Annotated in this window: 15 protein-coding genes; all 15 read right to left on the bottom strand. The window is 74.7% G+C overall.

Annotated features, from left to right (window positions below; translation table 11 throughout):
• Window positions 1–11: 11 nt before the first annotated feature.
• Complete coding sequence (locus tag WA616_RS20750; RefSeq protein WP_336032823.1) at window positions 12–1,358, bottom strand: flagellar hook-length control protein FliK; 1,347 nt, start codon at window positions 1,356–1,358, stop codon at window positions 12–14.
• The gene (locus tag WA616_RS20745) at window positions 1,355–2,335 is read right to left on the bottom strand and encodes an NlpC/P60 family protein (protein ID WP_336032821.1); all 981 of its coding nucleotides are present in this window, start codon (window positions 2,333–2,335) and stop codon (window positions 1,355–1,357) included. The genes WA616_RS20750 and WA616_RS20745 overlap by 4 nt, the downstream gene beginning before the upstream one ends.
• Window positions 2,323–2,784, bottom strand: a complete 462-nt coding sequence (locus tag WA616_RS20740; protein WP_336032819.1) for a flagellar export protein FliJ — start codon at window positions 2,782–2,784, stop codon at window positions 2,323–2,325. The genes WA616_RS20745 and WA616_RS20740 overlap by 13 nt, the downstream gene beginning before the upstream one ends.
• 1 nt (window position 2,785) lies before the next feature.
• Window positions 2,786–4,096 (bottom strand): FliI/YscN family ATPase, encoded by a 1,311-nt coding sequence (locus WA616_RS20735; protein WP_073418649.1) that lies wholly within the window; start codon window positions 4,094–4,096, stop codon window positions 2,786–2,788.
• The gene (locus WA616_RS20730) at window positions 4,093–4,920 is read right to left on the bottom strand and encodes a FliH/SctL family protein (protein ID WP_336032816.1); all 828 of its coding nucleotides are present in this window, start codon (window positions 4,918–4,920) and stop codon (window positions 4,093–4,095) included. The genes WA616_RS20735 and WA616_RS20730 overlap by 4 nt, the downstream gene beginning before the upstream one ends.
• A complete protein-coding gene (gene fliG, locus WA616_RS20725) occupies window positions 4,904–5,983 on the bottom strand; it encodes a flagellar motor switch protein FliG (RefSeq protein WP_073418650.1) in 1,080 nt (359 codons plus the stop codon). The genes WA616_RS20730 and fliG overlap by 17 nt, the downstream gene beginning before the upstream one ends.
• Before the next feature lie 73 nt (window positions 5,984–6,056).
• On the bottom strand, window positions 6,057–7,655 hold the full coding sequence (gene fliF, locus WA616_RS20720) for a flagellar basal-body MS-ring/collar protein FliF (RefSeq protein ID WP_336032814.1): 1,599 nt from the start codon (window positions 7,653–7,655) through the stop codon (window positions 6,057–6,059).
• Complete coding sequence (fliE, locus tag WA616_RS20715; protein ID WP_336032812.1) at window positions 7,655–7,999, bottom strand: flagellar hook-basal body complex protein FliE; 345 nt, start codon at window positions 7,997–7,999, stop codon at window positions 7,655–7,657. The genes fliF and fliE overlap by 1 nt, the downstream gene beginning before the upstream one ends.
• 5 nt (window positions 8,000–8,004) lie before the next feature.
• Complete coding sequence (gene flgC / locus WA616_RS20710) at window positions 8,005–8,403, bottom strand: flagellar basal body rod protein FlgC (protein WP_073418652.1); 399 nt, start codon at window positions 8,401–8,403, stop codon at window positions 8,005–8,007.
• 1 nt (window position 8,404) lies between these two features.
• A complete protein-coding gene (gene flgB, locus WA616_RS20705; RefSeq protein WP_336032810.1) occupies window positions 8,405–8,734 on the bottom strand; it encodes a flagellar basal body rod protein FlgB in 330 nt (109 codons plus the stop codon).
• A 353-nt stretch (window positions 8,735–9,087) separates the two neighbouring features.
• Window positions 9,088–9,432: a hypothetical protein gene (locus tag WA616_RS20700; protein WP_336032809.1), complete on the bottom strand. Its 345-nt coding sequence runs from the start codon at window positions 9,430–9,432 to the stop codon at window positions 9,088–9,090.
• Window positions 9,429–9,812 carry a flagellar export chaperone FliS gene (fliS, locus tag WA616_RS20695; protein WP_336032808.1) on the bottom strand — a complete coding sequence of 128 codons (384 nt, stop codon included), beginning with the start codon at window positions 9,810–9,812 and terminating at the stop codon, window positions 9,429–9,431. The genes WA616_RS20700 and fliS overlap by 4 nt, the downstream gene beginning before the upstream one ends.
• 34 nt (window positions 9,813–9,846) lie before the next feature.
• The gene (gene fliD / locus WA616_RS20690; RefSeq protein WP_336032807.1) at window positions 9,847–11,190 is read right to left on the bottom strand and encodes a flagellar filament capping protein FliD; all 1,344 of its coding nucleotides are present in this window, start codon (window positions 11,188–11,190) and stop codon (window positions 9,847–9,849) included.
• Between the two features lie 104 nt (window positions 11,191–11,294).
• Window positions 11,295–12,461: a flagellin N-terminal helical domain-containing protein gene (locus tag WA616_RS20685; protein WP_336032806.1), complete on the bottom strand. Its 1,167-nt coding sequence runs from the start codon at window positions 12,459–12,461 to the stop codon at window positions 11,295–11,297.
• A gap of 129 nt (window positions 12,462–12,590) precedes the next feature.
• Window positions 12,591–13,454: a sigma-70 family RNA polymerase sigma factor gene (locus WA616_RS20680; protein ID WP_336032805.1), complete on the bottom strand. Its 864-nt coding sequence runs from the start codon at window positions 13,452–13,454 to the stop codon at window positions 12,591–12,593.
• Window positions 13,455–13,631 lie beyond the last annotated feature (177 nt).

The raw sequence follows: 13,631 nt of genomic DNA, 5'->3' as shown, positions 1-13,631 counted from the left end.
GTCGGCTCCTCTCAGGCCCGGACGTCGAGGGAGCTCGACGTGGGGGAGTCGGTGGCGGCAGCCGGTCGGCTCCCGTCGGGGTCGGTGCGCAGCCAGGGCCGGCCGGTGTCCTCGCCGGCCTCGCGGCCCTGCCGGGCCCCGCGCTCCTGCGCCTGCTGCTGCGCCTGCTGCCAGCCGGCCTGGGCCTGCGACTGGCCCGAGCCCGCCTGCTCGCGGTCGACCTGCACCTTCGAGCAGGTGAGCCCGGAGGCCTCGAGGTCGCGGCGCAGGTCGGGCAGGGCGTCGAGCAGCGCGGCGCGGCCGGCGTCGGAGGCCCCGCGCAGGCTGAGGTCGACCGTGCCGTTGTGCACGGTCACCCGGACCTCGACCGGGCCGAGCGTCTCGGGCGTGAGCACCAGCGTCATGGTGTGCGCGCCGTCGGGCCGGGCGGCCAGCGTGGCGACGGTCGGAGCGAGCTGGGCGGCGACCGGCGGGGCGGGCGCCTCGGCGCGGGCGACCGCGACCGGGGCGACGACGGCCGGCGCCGGCGCGGGTGCGGCCGCCGGGGCGGTGGCCGGCGCGGCGGAGGCCGTCTCGCCCGGGCGGACCTGCGGGTCGCCGGCACCCGGTCCGGTGCCGGCGTCCTGCCCGGCCGGCGCGACCGGGAGGGCCGTCGCGCCGGGGGCCGGGGACAGCGGGGTGGACGGCGCGGCGTCGGCGGGCGCGGCGTCGGCCGCCACGACGACGAGGCCGGCGGGCAGCGCGGCGGCCAGGGCGGCCGGCACGGGAGCGGCGACCGGGGCGGGCGCCGCGGCGGCGGGCGCGGCGGGTGCCGGCGCGGGCGGCAGGTCGGCGACCGGGCCGGCGGGGACCTCGGACGGGACGGCTCCCGGCACGACGCCGGCGACCGCGGCACCGGGCAGGCCGGCACCGGGGACGCCGGCACCGGGGACGCCGGCACCGGGGACGGCGCCGGGCAGCGCGGCGGCCGGGGTGCCGGCGGGGGTCGCGCCGGGGACGGTCGCCGGCACCGGGGTGCCCAGCGCGAGCGCCAGCGCCCAGCCGGCGGGCAGGCCCGCCACCGGGGCGGGCGTCGCCGGGTCGCCGGCGGGGGCGGCGTCGGCGGCGTCGGCCGGAGCCTCCTCCGCGGGCGTGCCGTCGGCGGGCTCGCGGTCGGGCCGGCCCCGGTCGACGGGCCCGCGGCGCACCGGGCCGCGGTCCTCACCCCGGTCGACCGGCCCGCGGGCCACCGGGCCGCGGCCGCCGACCGCGCTGTCGAGCGCGGAGGCGAAGTCCGCGCCCGACGACGGGTCGGCGGAGGGGACGGAGGGCGAGGGCGCCGCCGCAGGCAGGGCGGCGCTCAGGGCGGGAGCGGTCATGAGTAGGCCTCCGCGGCGCTGGTGACCTTGCGGACGTAGGACTGGGTCTCCGCGTAGGGCGGGATGCCGCCGTACCGGCTCACCGTCCCGGGGCCGGCGTTGTAGGCGGCCAGCGCGAGGTCGGTCGAGCCGAAGCGGTCGGTGAGCTGGCGCAGGTAGCGGGCCGCGCCGTCGATCGAGGACGCCGGGTCCGTCGCGGTGACGCCGAGGCCCGCGGCGGTGGCCGGCATGAACTGCATGAGGCCGGTCGCGCCGGCGGGGGAGACGGCGGAGGAGTCGAAGCCGGACTCCACCTTCGCCACCCCGGCCAGCAGCGCCGGGTCGACGCCGTGGCGGGCGCCGGCGGCGGTGAACAGGTCGGCGTACGGGACGCCGCCGAGGCCGGCCCCCGAGGAGGGGGCGGTGGGGGAGGCGGCGGCGGACGCGGGCAGCACCCGGCGGATGACCGACGGCGAGCCGACGTCCTGCACCTGCACGACCTGGCCGGCCTGCGGCGCGGCGATCATCTTCCCGTTGCCGACGTAGATGCCGACGTGGTCGATGCCCGGCCGCGACGAGGAGTTGTCGAAGAACACGAGGTCGCCGGGCCGTGCCTCGGCGAGGCTCGCGACGGCGGTGCCGGCGGTCGCCTGCTGGGAGCTGGTGCGCGGCAGGTCGATGCCGAGGTCGGCGTAGACCCGCTGCACGAGGCCCGAGCAGTCCAGGCCCACCGACGGGTCGGTGCCGCCCCAGGCGTAGGGGACGCCGAGGTAGCGCTGCGCGGCGGCGACGGCCTGCGTCTCCAGGCCGCTGCCGGTGGTCGCCGTCGTCCCGGTCGCCGCGGCGGCGGAGGTGCCGGTGAGCCCGGCGGCCGACGCGGCCGAGGCCCACTGCGAGGACAGCGCGGCCGACGTCGACGTCGAGGACGCCGAGGCCAGGGTGAGGATCCGGTTCTGGATCTCGGCGATGCGGCTGTGCACCGCGGTCAGGCCCTCCACGGCTCCTCCTCCCTGTCGTCGGTGGCGCGCACCGAGTGCCGGCGCGTCACCAGGTCGTCGACCGCGCGCTCCTCGGCGGCGGCCTCGGCGGCCCGCAGCGCCAGGAGGTGCCGCTCGCGCAGCTTCTCCAGCGCCCGGGTCTCCTGGGCGGCGGCGGTCCAGCGCCGCCGCAGCAGCTCCGCCTGCTCGGCCGAGGCCTGCGCCGTCGACCGTGCAGCAGCTACATCGGCAGCCGCGGCGGCCGATGCGACCATCGCGGCGAGGAAGACCTGGGCGGGCGCCGAGGCGGGCGGCACCCGGCCGGCGAGCGCGGCCGCCTGTTCCTCGGCGCGGCGGGCGGCCTCGCGGGCGGCGGCGTCGGCCTCGGCGGCCGCGCGGGAGGCCGCCTCCTCGGCGGCGGCGCGCACCCGCAGGACCGGCTCGAGGCGGAAGGTCGCGCGCTTGCCCACGTCAGGCCGCGGTCACGAGCCGGTGCAGCATCGCCCAGGCGTCGTCGGGGGAGGTGCTGTCCTCCAGCGCCTGGCGCAGGAAGGCGTCGATGGCGGGGGAGAGCAGCCGGGCGCGGTCGACCAGCGGATCGCTGCCGGCCTGGTAGGCGCCGATCTCCACGAGCTCCTTGACGTCGCGCAGCGCGCCCATCAGGCGGCGCATCTCGCGGGCGTCGGCCATCCGCGCCGGCGCGGTGACCGCCCCGGCGACGCGGGAGATCGACTCGAGCACGTCGACGGCGGGGAAGTGGCCGGCGGTGGCGAGCCTGCGGGTGAGCACGACGTGCCCGTCGAGGATCGAGCGAGCGGTGTCGGCGATGGGCTCGTTGTGGTCGTCGCCCTCGACGAGCACGGTGTAGAGGCCGGTGATCGACCCGGTCGCGCCGGGGCCGGCCTTCTCCAGCAGCCGCGGCATCATCGCGAACACGCTCGGCGGGTAGCCGCGGGTGGCCGGGGGCTCGCCCGCCGACAGGCCGACCTCGCGCTGGGCCATCGCGGTGCGGGTGATCGAGTCCATGAGCAGCAGGACGTCGCGGCCCTGGTCGCGGAAGCCCTCGGCGATGCGGGTGGCCACGAAGGCGGCCTTGAGGCGCACCAGCGGCGGCTCGTCGGAGGTGGCCACGACGACGACGGTGCGCGCCATGCCCTCCTCGCCGAGGTTCTCCTCGAGGAACTCCTTCACCTCGCGGCCACGCTCGCCGATCAGCCCGATGACCCGGACGTCGGCCTCGGTGCCGCGGGTGATCTGCGCGAGCAGCGTGGACTTCCCGACGCCGGAGCCGGCGAAGATGCCCAGGCGCTGGCCCTTGCCGACCGGCACGAGGGTGTCCAGCGCGCGGACGCCGACCGGCAGCGGCTCCTCGACCCGGCGGCGCGACAGCGCGTGCGGCGTCTCGCTGGCGAGGTCGACCCAGTCGATGCCCCCGCCGCTGCCGGCGCCGAGCGGGCCGTGCCCGTCGACCGGGCGGCCCAGGCCGTCGAGCACCCGGCCGAGCAGGGCCTGCCCGACCGGCACCTGCAGCGGCCGGCCGGTGTTGCGGACCGGTGCGCCGGCGTGCACACCGGAGATCTCGCCGAGCGGCATGCAGGTCAGCCGGTCGCGGGAGACGGCGACGACCTCGGCGAGCAGGCCGGAGCCGACCTCCACCAGGTCGCCGACGGCCCCGACGACGCCCTCGACGGTGAGCGTGAGCCCCATGGCGCCGACGACGGAGCCGGTGAGCTGGGGGCGGGCGGCCAGGCGGGCCCGCTCGAACAGCGCGGCGGCGCTCACGCGGGACCGCCGCCGGAGAGGACCGCCCGCACCCGGGCCAGCGCCGTGGACAACTGGGCGTCGACCCGGCGCGGCCCGCACTCGGCGACCGCGCCGGCGCGCTCGACGGCGTCGTCGCCGAGGACGGTGACCGACGGCGGCAGGGCGGCCAGCGCGTGCGGCGGGACGTCGGCGAGGTCGTCGGGGTGCAGCCGGACCACGGCGGGGGCGTCGGCGGGCACGAGGGTGAGGGCGCGGCGCAGGGCGTCGACGCCGGCGGTGGTGGTCGCCGAGAGCTCGCGGCCGAGCAGCTCCTCGACGAGGGTGAGCACGCCGTCGACGACCGTGTCGCGGACGTCGTCGGCGGTGGGCACCGCCGCGGCGTCGAGGGCGGCGACGGCGGCACCGAGCGCCGCCGTCGCCGAGGCCATCCGGCGCTCCCAGCGGGCCTGGACGTCGGCCAGCCGCGCGGCGGCCTCGGCCTCGGCCTGCGCGATGACGTCGGCGGCCGCGGCGACGCCGGCGGCGTGCCCGGCGCTGTAGCCCTCGTCGTGGGCGAAGGCGCGCAGCCGGGCGAGCTCCTCGGCGTAGACGTCGCCGAGCCGCAGCACGCCGCGGCCGTTGGGCACCGGGACGTCGGCGGCGCGGCGCGGCGCCTGCCGCCGCTCGACCACGACCTCGGGGGCGGTGGCGACGACGGGGGAGGGACCGGCCGGCTGCGGGGGCGCCGGGCGGGGACGCGGGGGGACCGTCGTCCCCGCGACCGACCGGTAGGGGGCCGCCGCGCTGGCCGAGGCCCCGCGCAGCAGCACCGACTCCCGGCGGCCGTCAGGCGACGAACTCATCGTCCCCACCGCGCGAGATGGTCAGGACGCCCTGCTCCTCGAGCGTGCGGATGACCGCGACGATCTTGCCCTGCGACTCCTCGACCGTGCGGGCGCGGACCGGGCCGAGCAGCTCGATCTCCTCGGCGAGGTTCTCGGCGGCGCGCTCGGAGAGGTTCCGCACGACCTTGTCCCGCACGTCGGGGCGCACGCCCTTTAGCGCGGTGGCCAGGTCGTTGGCCTCGACCTCGCGCAGCACCAGCTGCATCGACCGGTCGTCGATGGTGGTGATGTCCTCGAAGACGAACATCTGTGCGCGCACCTGCTCGGCCAGCTCCGGGTCGGAGCTGTCGAGCCACTCGAGGATCGAGCGCTCCGTGGGCCGCGGCGAGCGGTTGATGATCTCGACGAGGGTCTCGACGCCGCCGACGGTGGACATGTCCTGGTGGGCGAGCAGCGAGCCCATGCGCCGGCCCAGCTCCTCCTCGACCAGGCGCACCATCTCCGGGGAGGTGCGGTCCATCGTGGCGATGCGGTGGGCCACCTCGGCCTGCTGCTCGGGCGAGAAGCCCGAGAGCACCTCGGCCGACTGCGCGGCCGAGAGGTGGGCGAGCACCAGCGCGATGACCTGCGGGTGCTCGTCCTTGAGGAAGGTGACCAGCTGGCGGACGTCGGCGTTGCGCAGCGAGGCGAACGGGACCTCGGTGTAGACGACGTTGAGCCGGGCGAGGATGCCCTCGGCCTTGTCCTCGCCGAGGCCCGCCGCGAGGATCTCGCGGGCGAAGTCGACGCCGCCGCGGCCGACGAAGCGCTGGGCGTTCATCAGCTGGTGGAACTCGCCGAGGACGCCGTCGACGTCCTCGGGCTCCACCGACCCGAGCTTCATGATCTCGCGGGTGAGCGCCTCGACCTCGCGCGGGCGCAGCTTCGACAGCAGCAGCCCGGCCTCCTCCTTGCTCATCTGGGCGAGGAAGACGGCGGCCTTGCGCAGGCCCGGCAGCTCCGGGCGCGGGGGCCTGGCCGGCAGGGCGGGCAGGTTGGTCCCGCCCGCGCCCACCAGCGGCTCGACACTGGCGAGCGTCACAGCCCCTCCTCACTGGCGCTCGTCGGACCTGCTCCGCAGGTCGCGGTACCCATGAGTGACCTCGCGAGCTCGGTCACTTCACATCACTGAGCCAACCGCGCAGCATCTGCGCCACCTCGTCGGGTCGTTCGCTGACCATGGTCGAGATCTCCCCTCGCACGCGCTGGCGCTCGGCGGCCTCCAGCTCCAGGGCCCGGTTGTCCAGGACGGCGGTGTCGTCGCGGGAGCTGGCCACGCGCAGCCGCTCCAGCTCGGCCATCAGGCCGTCGTCGAGGTCGAGCGGCTCGTCGTCCTCGTCCTCCTCGTCGTCGCGGCCGCGGCGGGACCGCAGCCAGACGACGAGCACCAGCAGGGCGATGCCGAGCGCGATGCCGCCGGTCTTGATGAGCGACCACATCTGCGCCTGCTGCTCGGCCTCGCGGGCCGCCGTCATCTCCGCGGCCGCGGCATCGGCGGCGCTGGTGTCGAACTGCAGCGAGGCGACGCTGATCGCGTCCCCGCGGGCCTGGTCGAGGCCGACGGCGTTGCTGACGAGGTTCTGCACCTGCGCGGTGTTGAGGCCGCCGGCCACGGTGTCGTTCATGACGACCGCGACGGTGAGCCGGTTGACCTCGCCGGGCGCGGTCACGGTGTTCTCGACGGTCTGGCCGACGGCGTTGTTCGCCGTCGTGCTCTCGGTCGAGTAGGTGGAGTTGCCGCCGCCGGTGCCGTTCGCGGCGTCGGCGGTGTTCTCCGGGCCCAGGACGCCGCCGACCGCGGAACCGTCGCCGGTGTACTGCTCGGTGGAGGTCTGCTCGCTGATCGGCGGCGTGCCCTCGGTGTACTGGTAGCTGGTCGCGGTGCTGTCGCGCTGCGACATGTCCAGGTCGGCGCGCACGGAGACGCGCGCGTTGCCGGGGCCGAGGACGGTGTCGAGGATCGACTGGGCGTTCTGCGCCAGCCGGGTCTCGTAGTCGGTCTCCATCTGCGAGCGGGCGTCGCCCGAGGCCGCCGAGGCGGTCTGGCCGGCGGCCGACAGGAGCTGGCCGGTCGAGTCGCTGACGGTGACCTGCTCGGGCTCCATCCCCTCGATGCTCGAGGAGACCAGGTTGGTGATCGACTGGATCTGCTCGCCGGAGAGCTCGGTGCCCGGCGTCAGGTCCAGGAGCACCGAGGCGGTGGGCTCGCCCTCGTCGGAGGCGAAGACCTCGTCCTCGGGCAGCGCGACGTGCACGACCGCCTGCGAGACGCCGTCGAGCGCCTCGAGGGTGTTGGCGAGCTCGCCCTCGATGGCCCGCTGGTACTGCACCTGCTGCTGGAACTCGCTGGTGGTGATGCCCTGCTCGTCGAGCAGCGCGTACCCGGTGTCGGAGCCGGCCGGCAGGCCCTGGCCGCTCATCTGCAGGCGCAGGTCGTAGACCGCGTCGTTGGCGACCATGATCGTCCCGCCGCCGTCGGCGAGCTCGTAGGCGACGCCGGAGGCGTTGAGCTCGTCGACGATCGCCGAGGCGTCGGTCGAGGCCAGGTTGGAGAACAACGGCGCCATCGTCGGCGTCGTGATCCAGCGGTAGAAGAAGAAGCCGCCGAGCGCCAGCCCGGCCACCAGCAGGCCGATGACGACCTTCTGGCCCAGGCTGATCGTGGCGAGGGTGCTGCGCACCTTCGCCAGCGGCCCAGCCAGTGCGGCGGGCATCAGACCGGCATCCTCATGATCTCGGTGAAGGCCTCGACGGCCTTGTTCTTGATCGTCACGACCATCTCGGTGGCCACGGAGGACTCCTGGGCGGCGATCATGTAGTCGTGCACGTCACGCAGGTCGCCGGTGGCCGCCTGGACGGCGAGGGCGTCCTTGTTCGACTGCAGGCTGCCGAGCTCGTCGAGCGCGCCGGTGAGGGCGGCGGCGAAGCCGTCGGCCGAGGCCTGGGTCGCGGCCTGCGGGGCCTGCGCCGCCTGGGCGGCTTGCGCGGCGTCGATGCCGCCGAGCGCGCCGAAGGCGGGGAACGTGGGCAGCGAGACGCCGCCGACGGGGGAGGTCATGCTGGTCAGCCCTTCCCGAGCTGGAGCGCGGCCTGGTAGGCGTTCGTCGCCCGCTCCAGGGCCGCGATGTTCGCCTGGTAGCCGCGCTGGGCCATGATCATCTGGGTCATCTGCTCGCCGAGGTCGATGTCCGGGTAGCGGACGTAGCCCTCGTCGTCGGCCAGCGGGTGGTCGGGCTCGTACACGAGCCGGCCCTCGGCGCTGCCGAACTCGGCGCGCGCGACGCGCACGCCGCCCTCGCCGGAGCCGTAGTCGACGGCCTGGGCGACGACCATGCGCTCGCGGAAGGCCTCGCCGTCGGTCGAGCTGACCGTGTTGATGTTCGCGATGTTGTCCGAGACGGCGTCCAGCCAGCGGCGGTGGACCGACAGGCCGGACCCGGAGATGTCGAGGCCGTCGAACACGTCAGGCCGTCCGCAGGGCCGTGCGCAGGCCGTTGTACTTGCCCTCGAGGGCGGTCAGCGCGAACTGGTAGCGCAGGCCGGTCTCGGTGGCGATGACGGTCTCGCTGTCGAGGTTCACGTTGTTGCCGTCCTCGCGGGTGGGCTCGAGCGAGCGGGCGATGGAGCCGCCGGAGACGGTCGGCGTCCGGCCCTGGCGCAGCTCGTTGCGCAGCGAGGACTCGAAGTCCGTGCGGCCGGCGAGGAAGCCGGGGGTCTGCACGTTCGCGATGTTGTCCGCGGTCACGCGCTGGCGCTGCGCCAGGCCGGTCAGCGCCGAGTGCAGCGTGGTCATGGTGACGTCGCTGATCATCGGGCGGACCGCCGGCGGGCAGGGCGGCAGGACACGAGGTGCCTCCGGGTACGTCGGGGGAGCCCGCGCGCGCGCGAGCGCGAGGGCGGGGCCGCCGATCCGTGGCGAGAGCAGTGCTGTCCGTGCAGGGGCGACATCGGCAGCGGACCCCTGCATCGTGACCGCCGTCCGTGGCGCGGGTGACGGGTGTGACGCGGGGAGCGGACGGGCCGGACGGGCCGCGTGTCGCCTCCGGGGTCGCCTCCCGCGCGCGGGAGGCACTCCCGCCCCGGGGACGACGACGGCCGGGCCCGCCGTGAGGCGGACCCGGCCGGGTCGTGTGCTGGAGGGTGTCGCTACAGGGCGCGGTCCACGAAGGCGGCCACCGGGCGGGGCCGGTAGGCCATCCGCGCGGCGACGTCGCGCTGGCGCTGGGACTGGGTGATCCGCTCGACGAGCTCCTCGGCGACGGCGAGCTGGTGCTGCAGCAGCCGGGCCGCGCGCTCGCGCAGGTCCAGGGGCAGCGGCCCGAGCATGGTAGGCGGCGTCCAGTCCTCCATGCGCCGGCCCCAGGCGGCGATCTCCTCGGCGCGGTTGCCGCGGATGGAGCGCTCGGCGTCGAGGACCTCGCCCTCCATCTCCTCGAGGACCTCGGCCCACTCGGCGCGCCGCGCCGCGTCCGAGGAGGACGCGCCGGTCATGCGGTGCCCGCCAGGCTCGCGGCCGCCTGGCGCCAGGCGTCGCGCAGCGGCTCGACGACCTTCAGGCAGGACTCGACGCGGTTGCGGTCGCCCTTGAGGCTGGCCTGCAGCATCTCCGTGAGCAACCAGCCGTACAGCGCCGAGAGGCGGGGGCCGCCCTCCCAGGCGTCCACGCGCAGGCTGCCCCGGAGCTCGACGACGATGTCCTGGGCGTGCTGGAGCTGGACGTTGGCCGCCGTGCGGTCGCCGGCCAGCAGGGCCGTCTCGGCGCGCTCGAGGTCGAGCGCGAGCCGGTCGTACAGCATGACCAGCAGCTGCTGCGGGGAGGCGGTGGCGACCGTGTCGCCCAGGTAGCGGGCGCGCAGGGAAGCGGTGCTCATCGAGGTCTCTCCTGGGGTGCTCGGCGCGTCGGGATCAGGACGACCAGGTCGGCAGCGAGCCGATCTGGGAGGAGAGCCAGGACGCCTGGTTCTGCAGCGTCCCCAACGCGGTCTCCATCGCGGTGAACTGGCGGGTGAGCGTGGTCTTGCGCAGCCCGAGGCGCAGGTCCCAGTCGGCGATGCGTACCTGGATGTCCTTCGCTGTCGAGTCGTTGCTGTTGGCCAGGAGCGTCAGGCTGCCCGTGGTGGCGTCGGAGGCGGACCTGGCCAGCTCCATCAGGCGGCCGGCAATCCCCGCTACGGCGGAGCTCGCGGGGGTGCTGCCGCTCGCGGGGACGGCCGGCGTGCCGGCGAAGACCTTCTCCACGAACTGGGGATCGCTCTCGAACTTCGCCACGAACTTCGCTTGGTCGAACGCGTACGCGCCGGTCGTGGTCAGCTGGAGACCGGCCGCAGCGGGGGAGCCGCCGACGGCGGTGGCCACGACGTCGAGGACCCGTCCGGCCAGCGTCCGCAGCGTGCTGTCGCCCTTGAGGACGGCCGTGCTCTTGTCCTTGTCCGTGTACGCGGTGATCGCCTCGAGCACGCCGTTCGCCGCGCCGACGAGGGAGGCGACCTTCGCCGCCACGGCGTCGGGGTCGCTGGCGATGGTGACGGTGACCGGGGAGGTGGTCTTCTCGCTCACGGTAAGCGTCGTGCCTGGCATGACGCCGGAGAAGGTGTTGGTGGGCGACGTGACGGTGTAGGTCGCGTCGCTCCCGACGGTCAGGACGGCGTCGCGCCCGGCCGTGGCCGCGGTGAATGCGGTTCCCTCCGCGGTCGACACCTCGAACTTCGCGGCTGCGCCGGTGTCCTTGGCGTTCACCTGGAGCCGGTACTTCCCGGCGGAGACCTCGACGACCGCGGCGGTGAGTCCCAGGTCGGCCTTGTTGATCGCCGCGGCCGCGTCTGCGAGGGAACCGGTGCCGACCAAGTCGAGCGTGTGGCTCCCGTCGGCGTCCTTGACGGTCACCTGGCCGACGGTGACGGCTGCGGGAGTGGTGCCGGTCAGTTCCGCGCTGACCACCTGATGGGCCGCGGCGGTCTGGCTGACGGTGAAGGAGAGCGTTCCCGGGAGCGCCCCGGCGCCGGCGGTGGCGGTGACCGCGGTCGAGGAGCTGGTCGCCTTGGTGAGGTCCCAGGTGGCGTCGTTGGTGAGGGCCTCGGCGGCGGTGCGCAGGGCGTCGAAGCGGGTGTTGACCGCCCGGTAGGCGGTGGCGTCGGCCTGGGTGGCGCTGAGCTTCGACTTGAGGAGCGTCTGGGGCTGGGCCTCGATCTGCATCAGCTGGCTGATGAGGGTGGTCGTGTCCATCCCGGAGACGAGCCCGTCGACGCTCATGCCTGCCACGTGGTGACCTCTTTCCGTGGATAGGGGACCGGACGCGGTGAGGGGGGAGGCCGGCGGCCTCCCCCCTCACCGGTGGAGCTGGTGGTGCCGGTGGATCAGCGCAGCAGCTGCAGGATGCCCTGCGTCGACTGGTTGGCCTGGGCCAGCATGGCGGTGCCGGCCTGGGTCAGGATCTGGGTCCGGGAGAAGTTGGTCATCTCCTGGGCCATGTCCGTGTCGCGGATCCGGCTCTCCGACGCCGACAGGTTCTCGACGGCGACGTTGAGGTTGTTGATGGTGTGCTCGAACCGGTTCTGCACAGCACCGAGGTCGGCACGGGTCGTGGAGACCGCCTTGATCGCCGCGTCGATCTTGGTGATGGCGTTGTCGGCGCCGGTCGAAGCGCTGAACTTCACGCTCGCGGCGTTGACGGCGTCGGCGGTGGCGGTGGCGCCCGGGGTCGTGGTGCTGGTGAAGACCAGGTTGGCGCCATCGCCACCCGTGACGGAGACGCTCGTGCCCAGGGCCGCGGTGGCGGCCGTAACCAGGGCCGCCTGTGCCTGAGTGGCGGTCATGCTGTCGGTGTACTTGACCGAGGCGAGGTCGAAGCTCTTGCTCCCGACGCTGATGGTGCCGTTGAGGGCCTTGTAGTCAGCCAGGTCCGTGACGTCGGCCGCCGCGATGGTGGCGGTGCTGGCGGCGCCGCCGGCGGTGGCGTTCACCACAGTGGCGGCCGTAGCCGTACCACCCCTGACGTCAACGCCGGCGACGTCCAGACCGGTGGAGCTCATGGCGGTACCGATCGCGACCGAGATGGTCTCGCCCTTGTTGGCCCCCACCTGGAAGGTGCCGGTGTAGCTGGCGTCGAGCAGCTTCTTGCCGTTGAACTGGGTCGTGTCAGCGATCCGGTTCAGCTCGGACTTGAGCTGGCTAATCTCGGACTGGATGTTCTTCTTGGCGTCGTCGTTCAGGCCACCGTCGGAGGCCGCCTGGACCGACAGGTCGCGCATGCGCTGGAGGATCGAGTGCGTCTCGGTGAGCGCACCCTCAGCGGTCTGCACGACCGAGATGCCGTCCTGGGTGTTGCGGACGGCGACCTTCAGACCACCGATCTGCGAGCGCAGGCCCTCGGAGATCGCCAGACCGGCGGCGTCGTCGGCCGCACGGTTGATCCGGAAGCCGGAGGACAGCTTCTCCAGCGACTTCGCCATCTGGGTGTTCGTCGTGCTCAGGTTGCGGTACGAGTTGATCGCCGCGCTGTTGGTGTTGACGCTGAGACCCACGGTGTTCCTCCTTGGAATCGGGCCTTGGTGGTATCCGCTGCATCCGTGCTGCGGGGCTTGCAGATGCTGTTACGGCGGGGATGGGCTCGCACTTGAGGCGAATGCGCCAGCTTTTTCACGCAGCCTCACTCAGGCGGGTCGGGAGGCCCCGTACGCCGACTGCCAACCGGGCCGGGCCGGAGCGGACCGAGGCGTGGGGATGGTGGGCACGGAACGGCCGGCCACGCGGTCCACGTACTGCCGCTGCTGGTTCCGGGCCCGCACACCGCCGTCGGCGGGCACGGCCCGCCCCTCCCACACCTCGCTCATCGCCGCGTGCAGCAGGGTCAGCGCGCGGGCGCGCATCTGCGAGACGCGGGAGAGCGTGACGCCGAGGTCGGCGGCGATGTCCGTGAGCGACTCCCCGCCGAAGAAGTTCCGCTCGACGACCTCGTCGAGGCGGTCGGGGAGAGCGCGGATCGCGTCCTGCAGGTAGCGAGCCCGCTCGCCGCGCAGCACCGCACGCTCGGGGGACTCGCCGGGGTCGGGCAGATCCAGGGTGCTGCCCTCGCCGCCGGTCTCGGCGTCGATGCTCACCATGACGGCGCGGTGCACGTCGACCTGCAGCGCCTCGAGGTCCTCGCGGCGGACGCCGAGGCTGTCGGCGAGCTCCTCCCGCGTGGGCGGGCGGCCCAGGCGGATGGTGAGCGCGTCGGCGGCGGCGTCGCTGCGGCGGGCCGCGGCCCGTACCGAGCGGCTGGCCCAGTCGCCCGAGCGCAGCTCGTCGAGGACGGCGCCCTGCAGCCGGGGCAGCGCGTAGGTGGCGAAGGTGGCGCCAGCCGACGGGTCGAACCGGCGGGCCACCTCGACGAGCGCCACCTTGGCGCAGGAGAGGAGGTCCTCGCGGCTGACGTGGCCGGGGAGGGAGATGCGCGAGGCCACCGCGTTGACCGCGAAGGAGCACAGAGGGAGGTGCTCGGTCACGAGCGCCTCGACCTCGGACTCCGGTCGCACGGACTCAGGGCGAACGCCCTCGGGCCGCGTGGCGGCGGGGGGCAGCGGGGAGCGGGCAGCTGGCACGACCGCTCTCTCGGCAGGGACCGCCCAGCGGAGGACGCACAACTCCTGCCAATCCTGGGAACTCGGCTTGAGGGGCTGTCGCCCGCTGCCGACGGTCTGACCGCGAGAGCG

It is taken from the genome of Geodermatophilus sp. FMUSA9-8 (assembly GCF_037034165.1).
Taxonomy (GTDB): Bacteria; Actinomycetota; Actinomycetes; order Mycobacteriales; family Geodermatophilaceae; genus Geodermatophilus; species Geodermatophilus nigrescens.
Note: the sequence above shows the minus strand (reverse complement) of the source record. Positions and strands in the feature narration are given on the sequence as shown.

What these genes read in the sequence shown, in the direction of transcription:
- fliD (WP_336032807.1), bottom strand. Translation starts at nt 11,190, where the DNA reads ATGAGCGTCGACGGGCTCGTCTCCGGGATGGACACGACCACCCTCATC.
- fliE (WP_336032812.1), bottom strand. Translation starts at nt 7,999, where the DNA reads ATGACCTCCCCCGTCGGCGGCGTCTCGCTGCCCACGTTCCCCGCCTTC.
- fliS (WP_336032808.1), bottom strand. Translation starts at nt 9,812, where the DNA reads ATGAGCACCGCTTCCCTGCGCGCCCGCTACCTGGGCGACACGGTCGCC.
- fliF (WP_336032814.1), bottom strand. Translation starts at nt 7,655, where the DNA reads ATGCCCGCCGCACTGGCTGGGCCGCTGGCGAAGGTGCGCAGCACCCTC.
- flgB (WP_336032810.1), bottom strand. Translation starts at nt 8,734, where the DNA reads ATGACCACGCTGCACTCGGCGCTGACCGGCCTGGCGCAGCGCCAGCGC.
- WA616_RS20750 (WP_336032823.1), bottom strand. Translation starts at nt 1,358, where the DNA reads ATGACCGCTCCCGCCCTGAGCGCCGCCCTGCCTGCGGCGGCGCCCTCG.
- WA616_RS20730 (WP_336032816.1), bottom strand. Translation starts at nt 4,920, where the DNA reads ATGAGTTCGTCGCCTGACGGCCGCCGGGAGTCGGTGCTGCTGCGCGGG.
- WA616_RS20700 (WP_336032809.1), bottom strand. Translation starts at nt 9,432, where the DNA reads ATGACCGGCGCGTCCTCCTCGGACGCGGCGCGGCGCGCCGAGTGGGCC.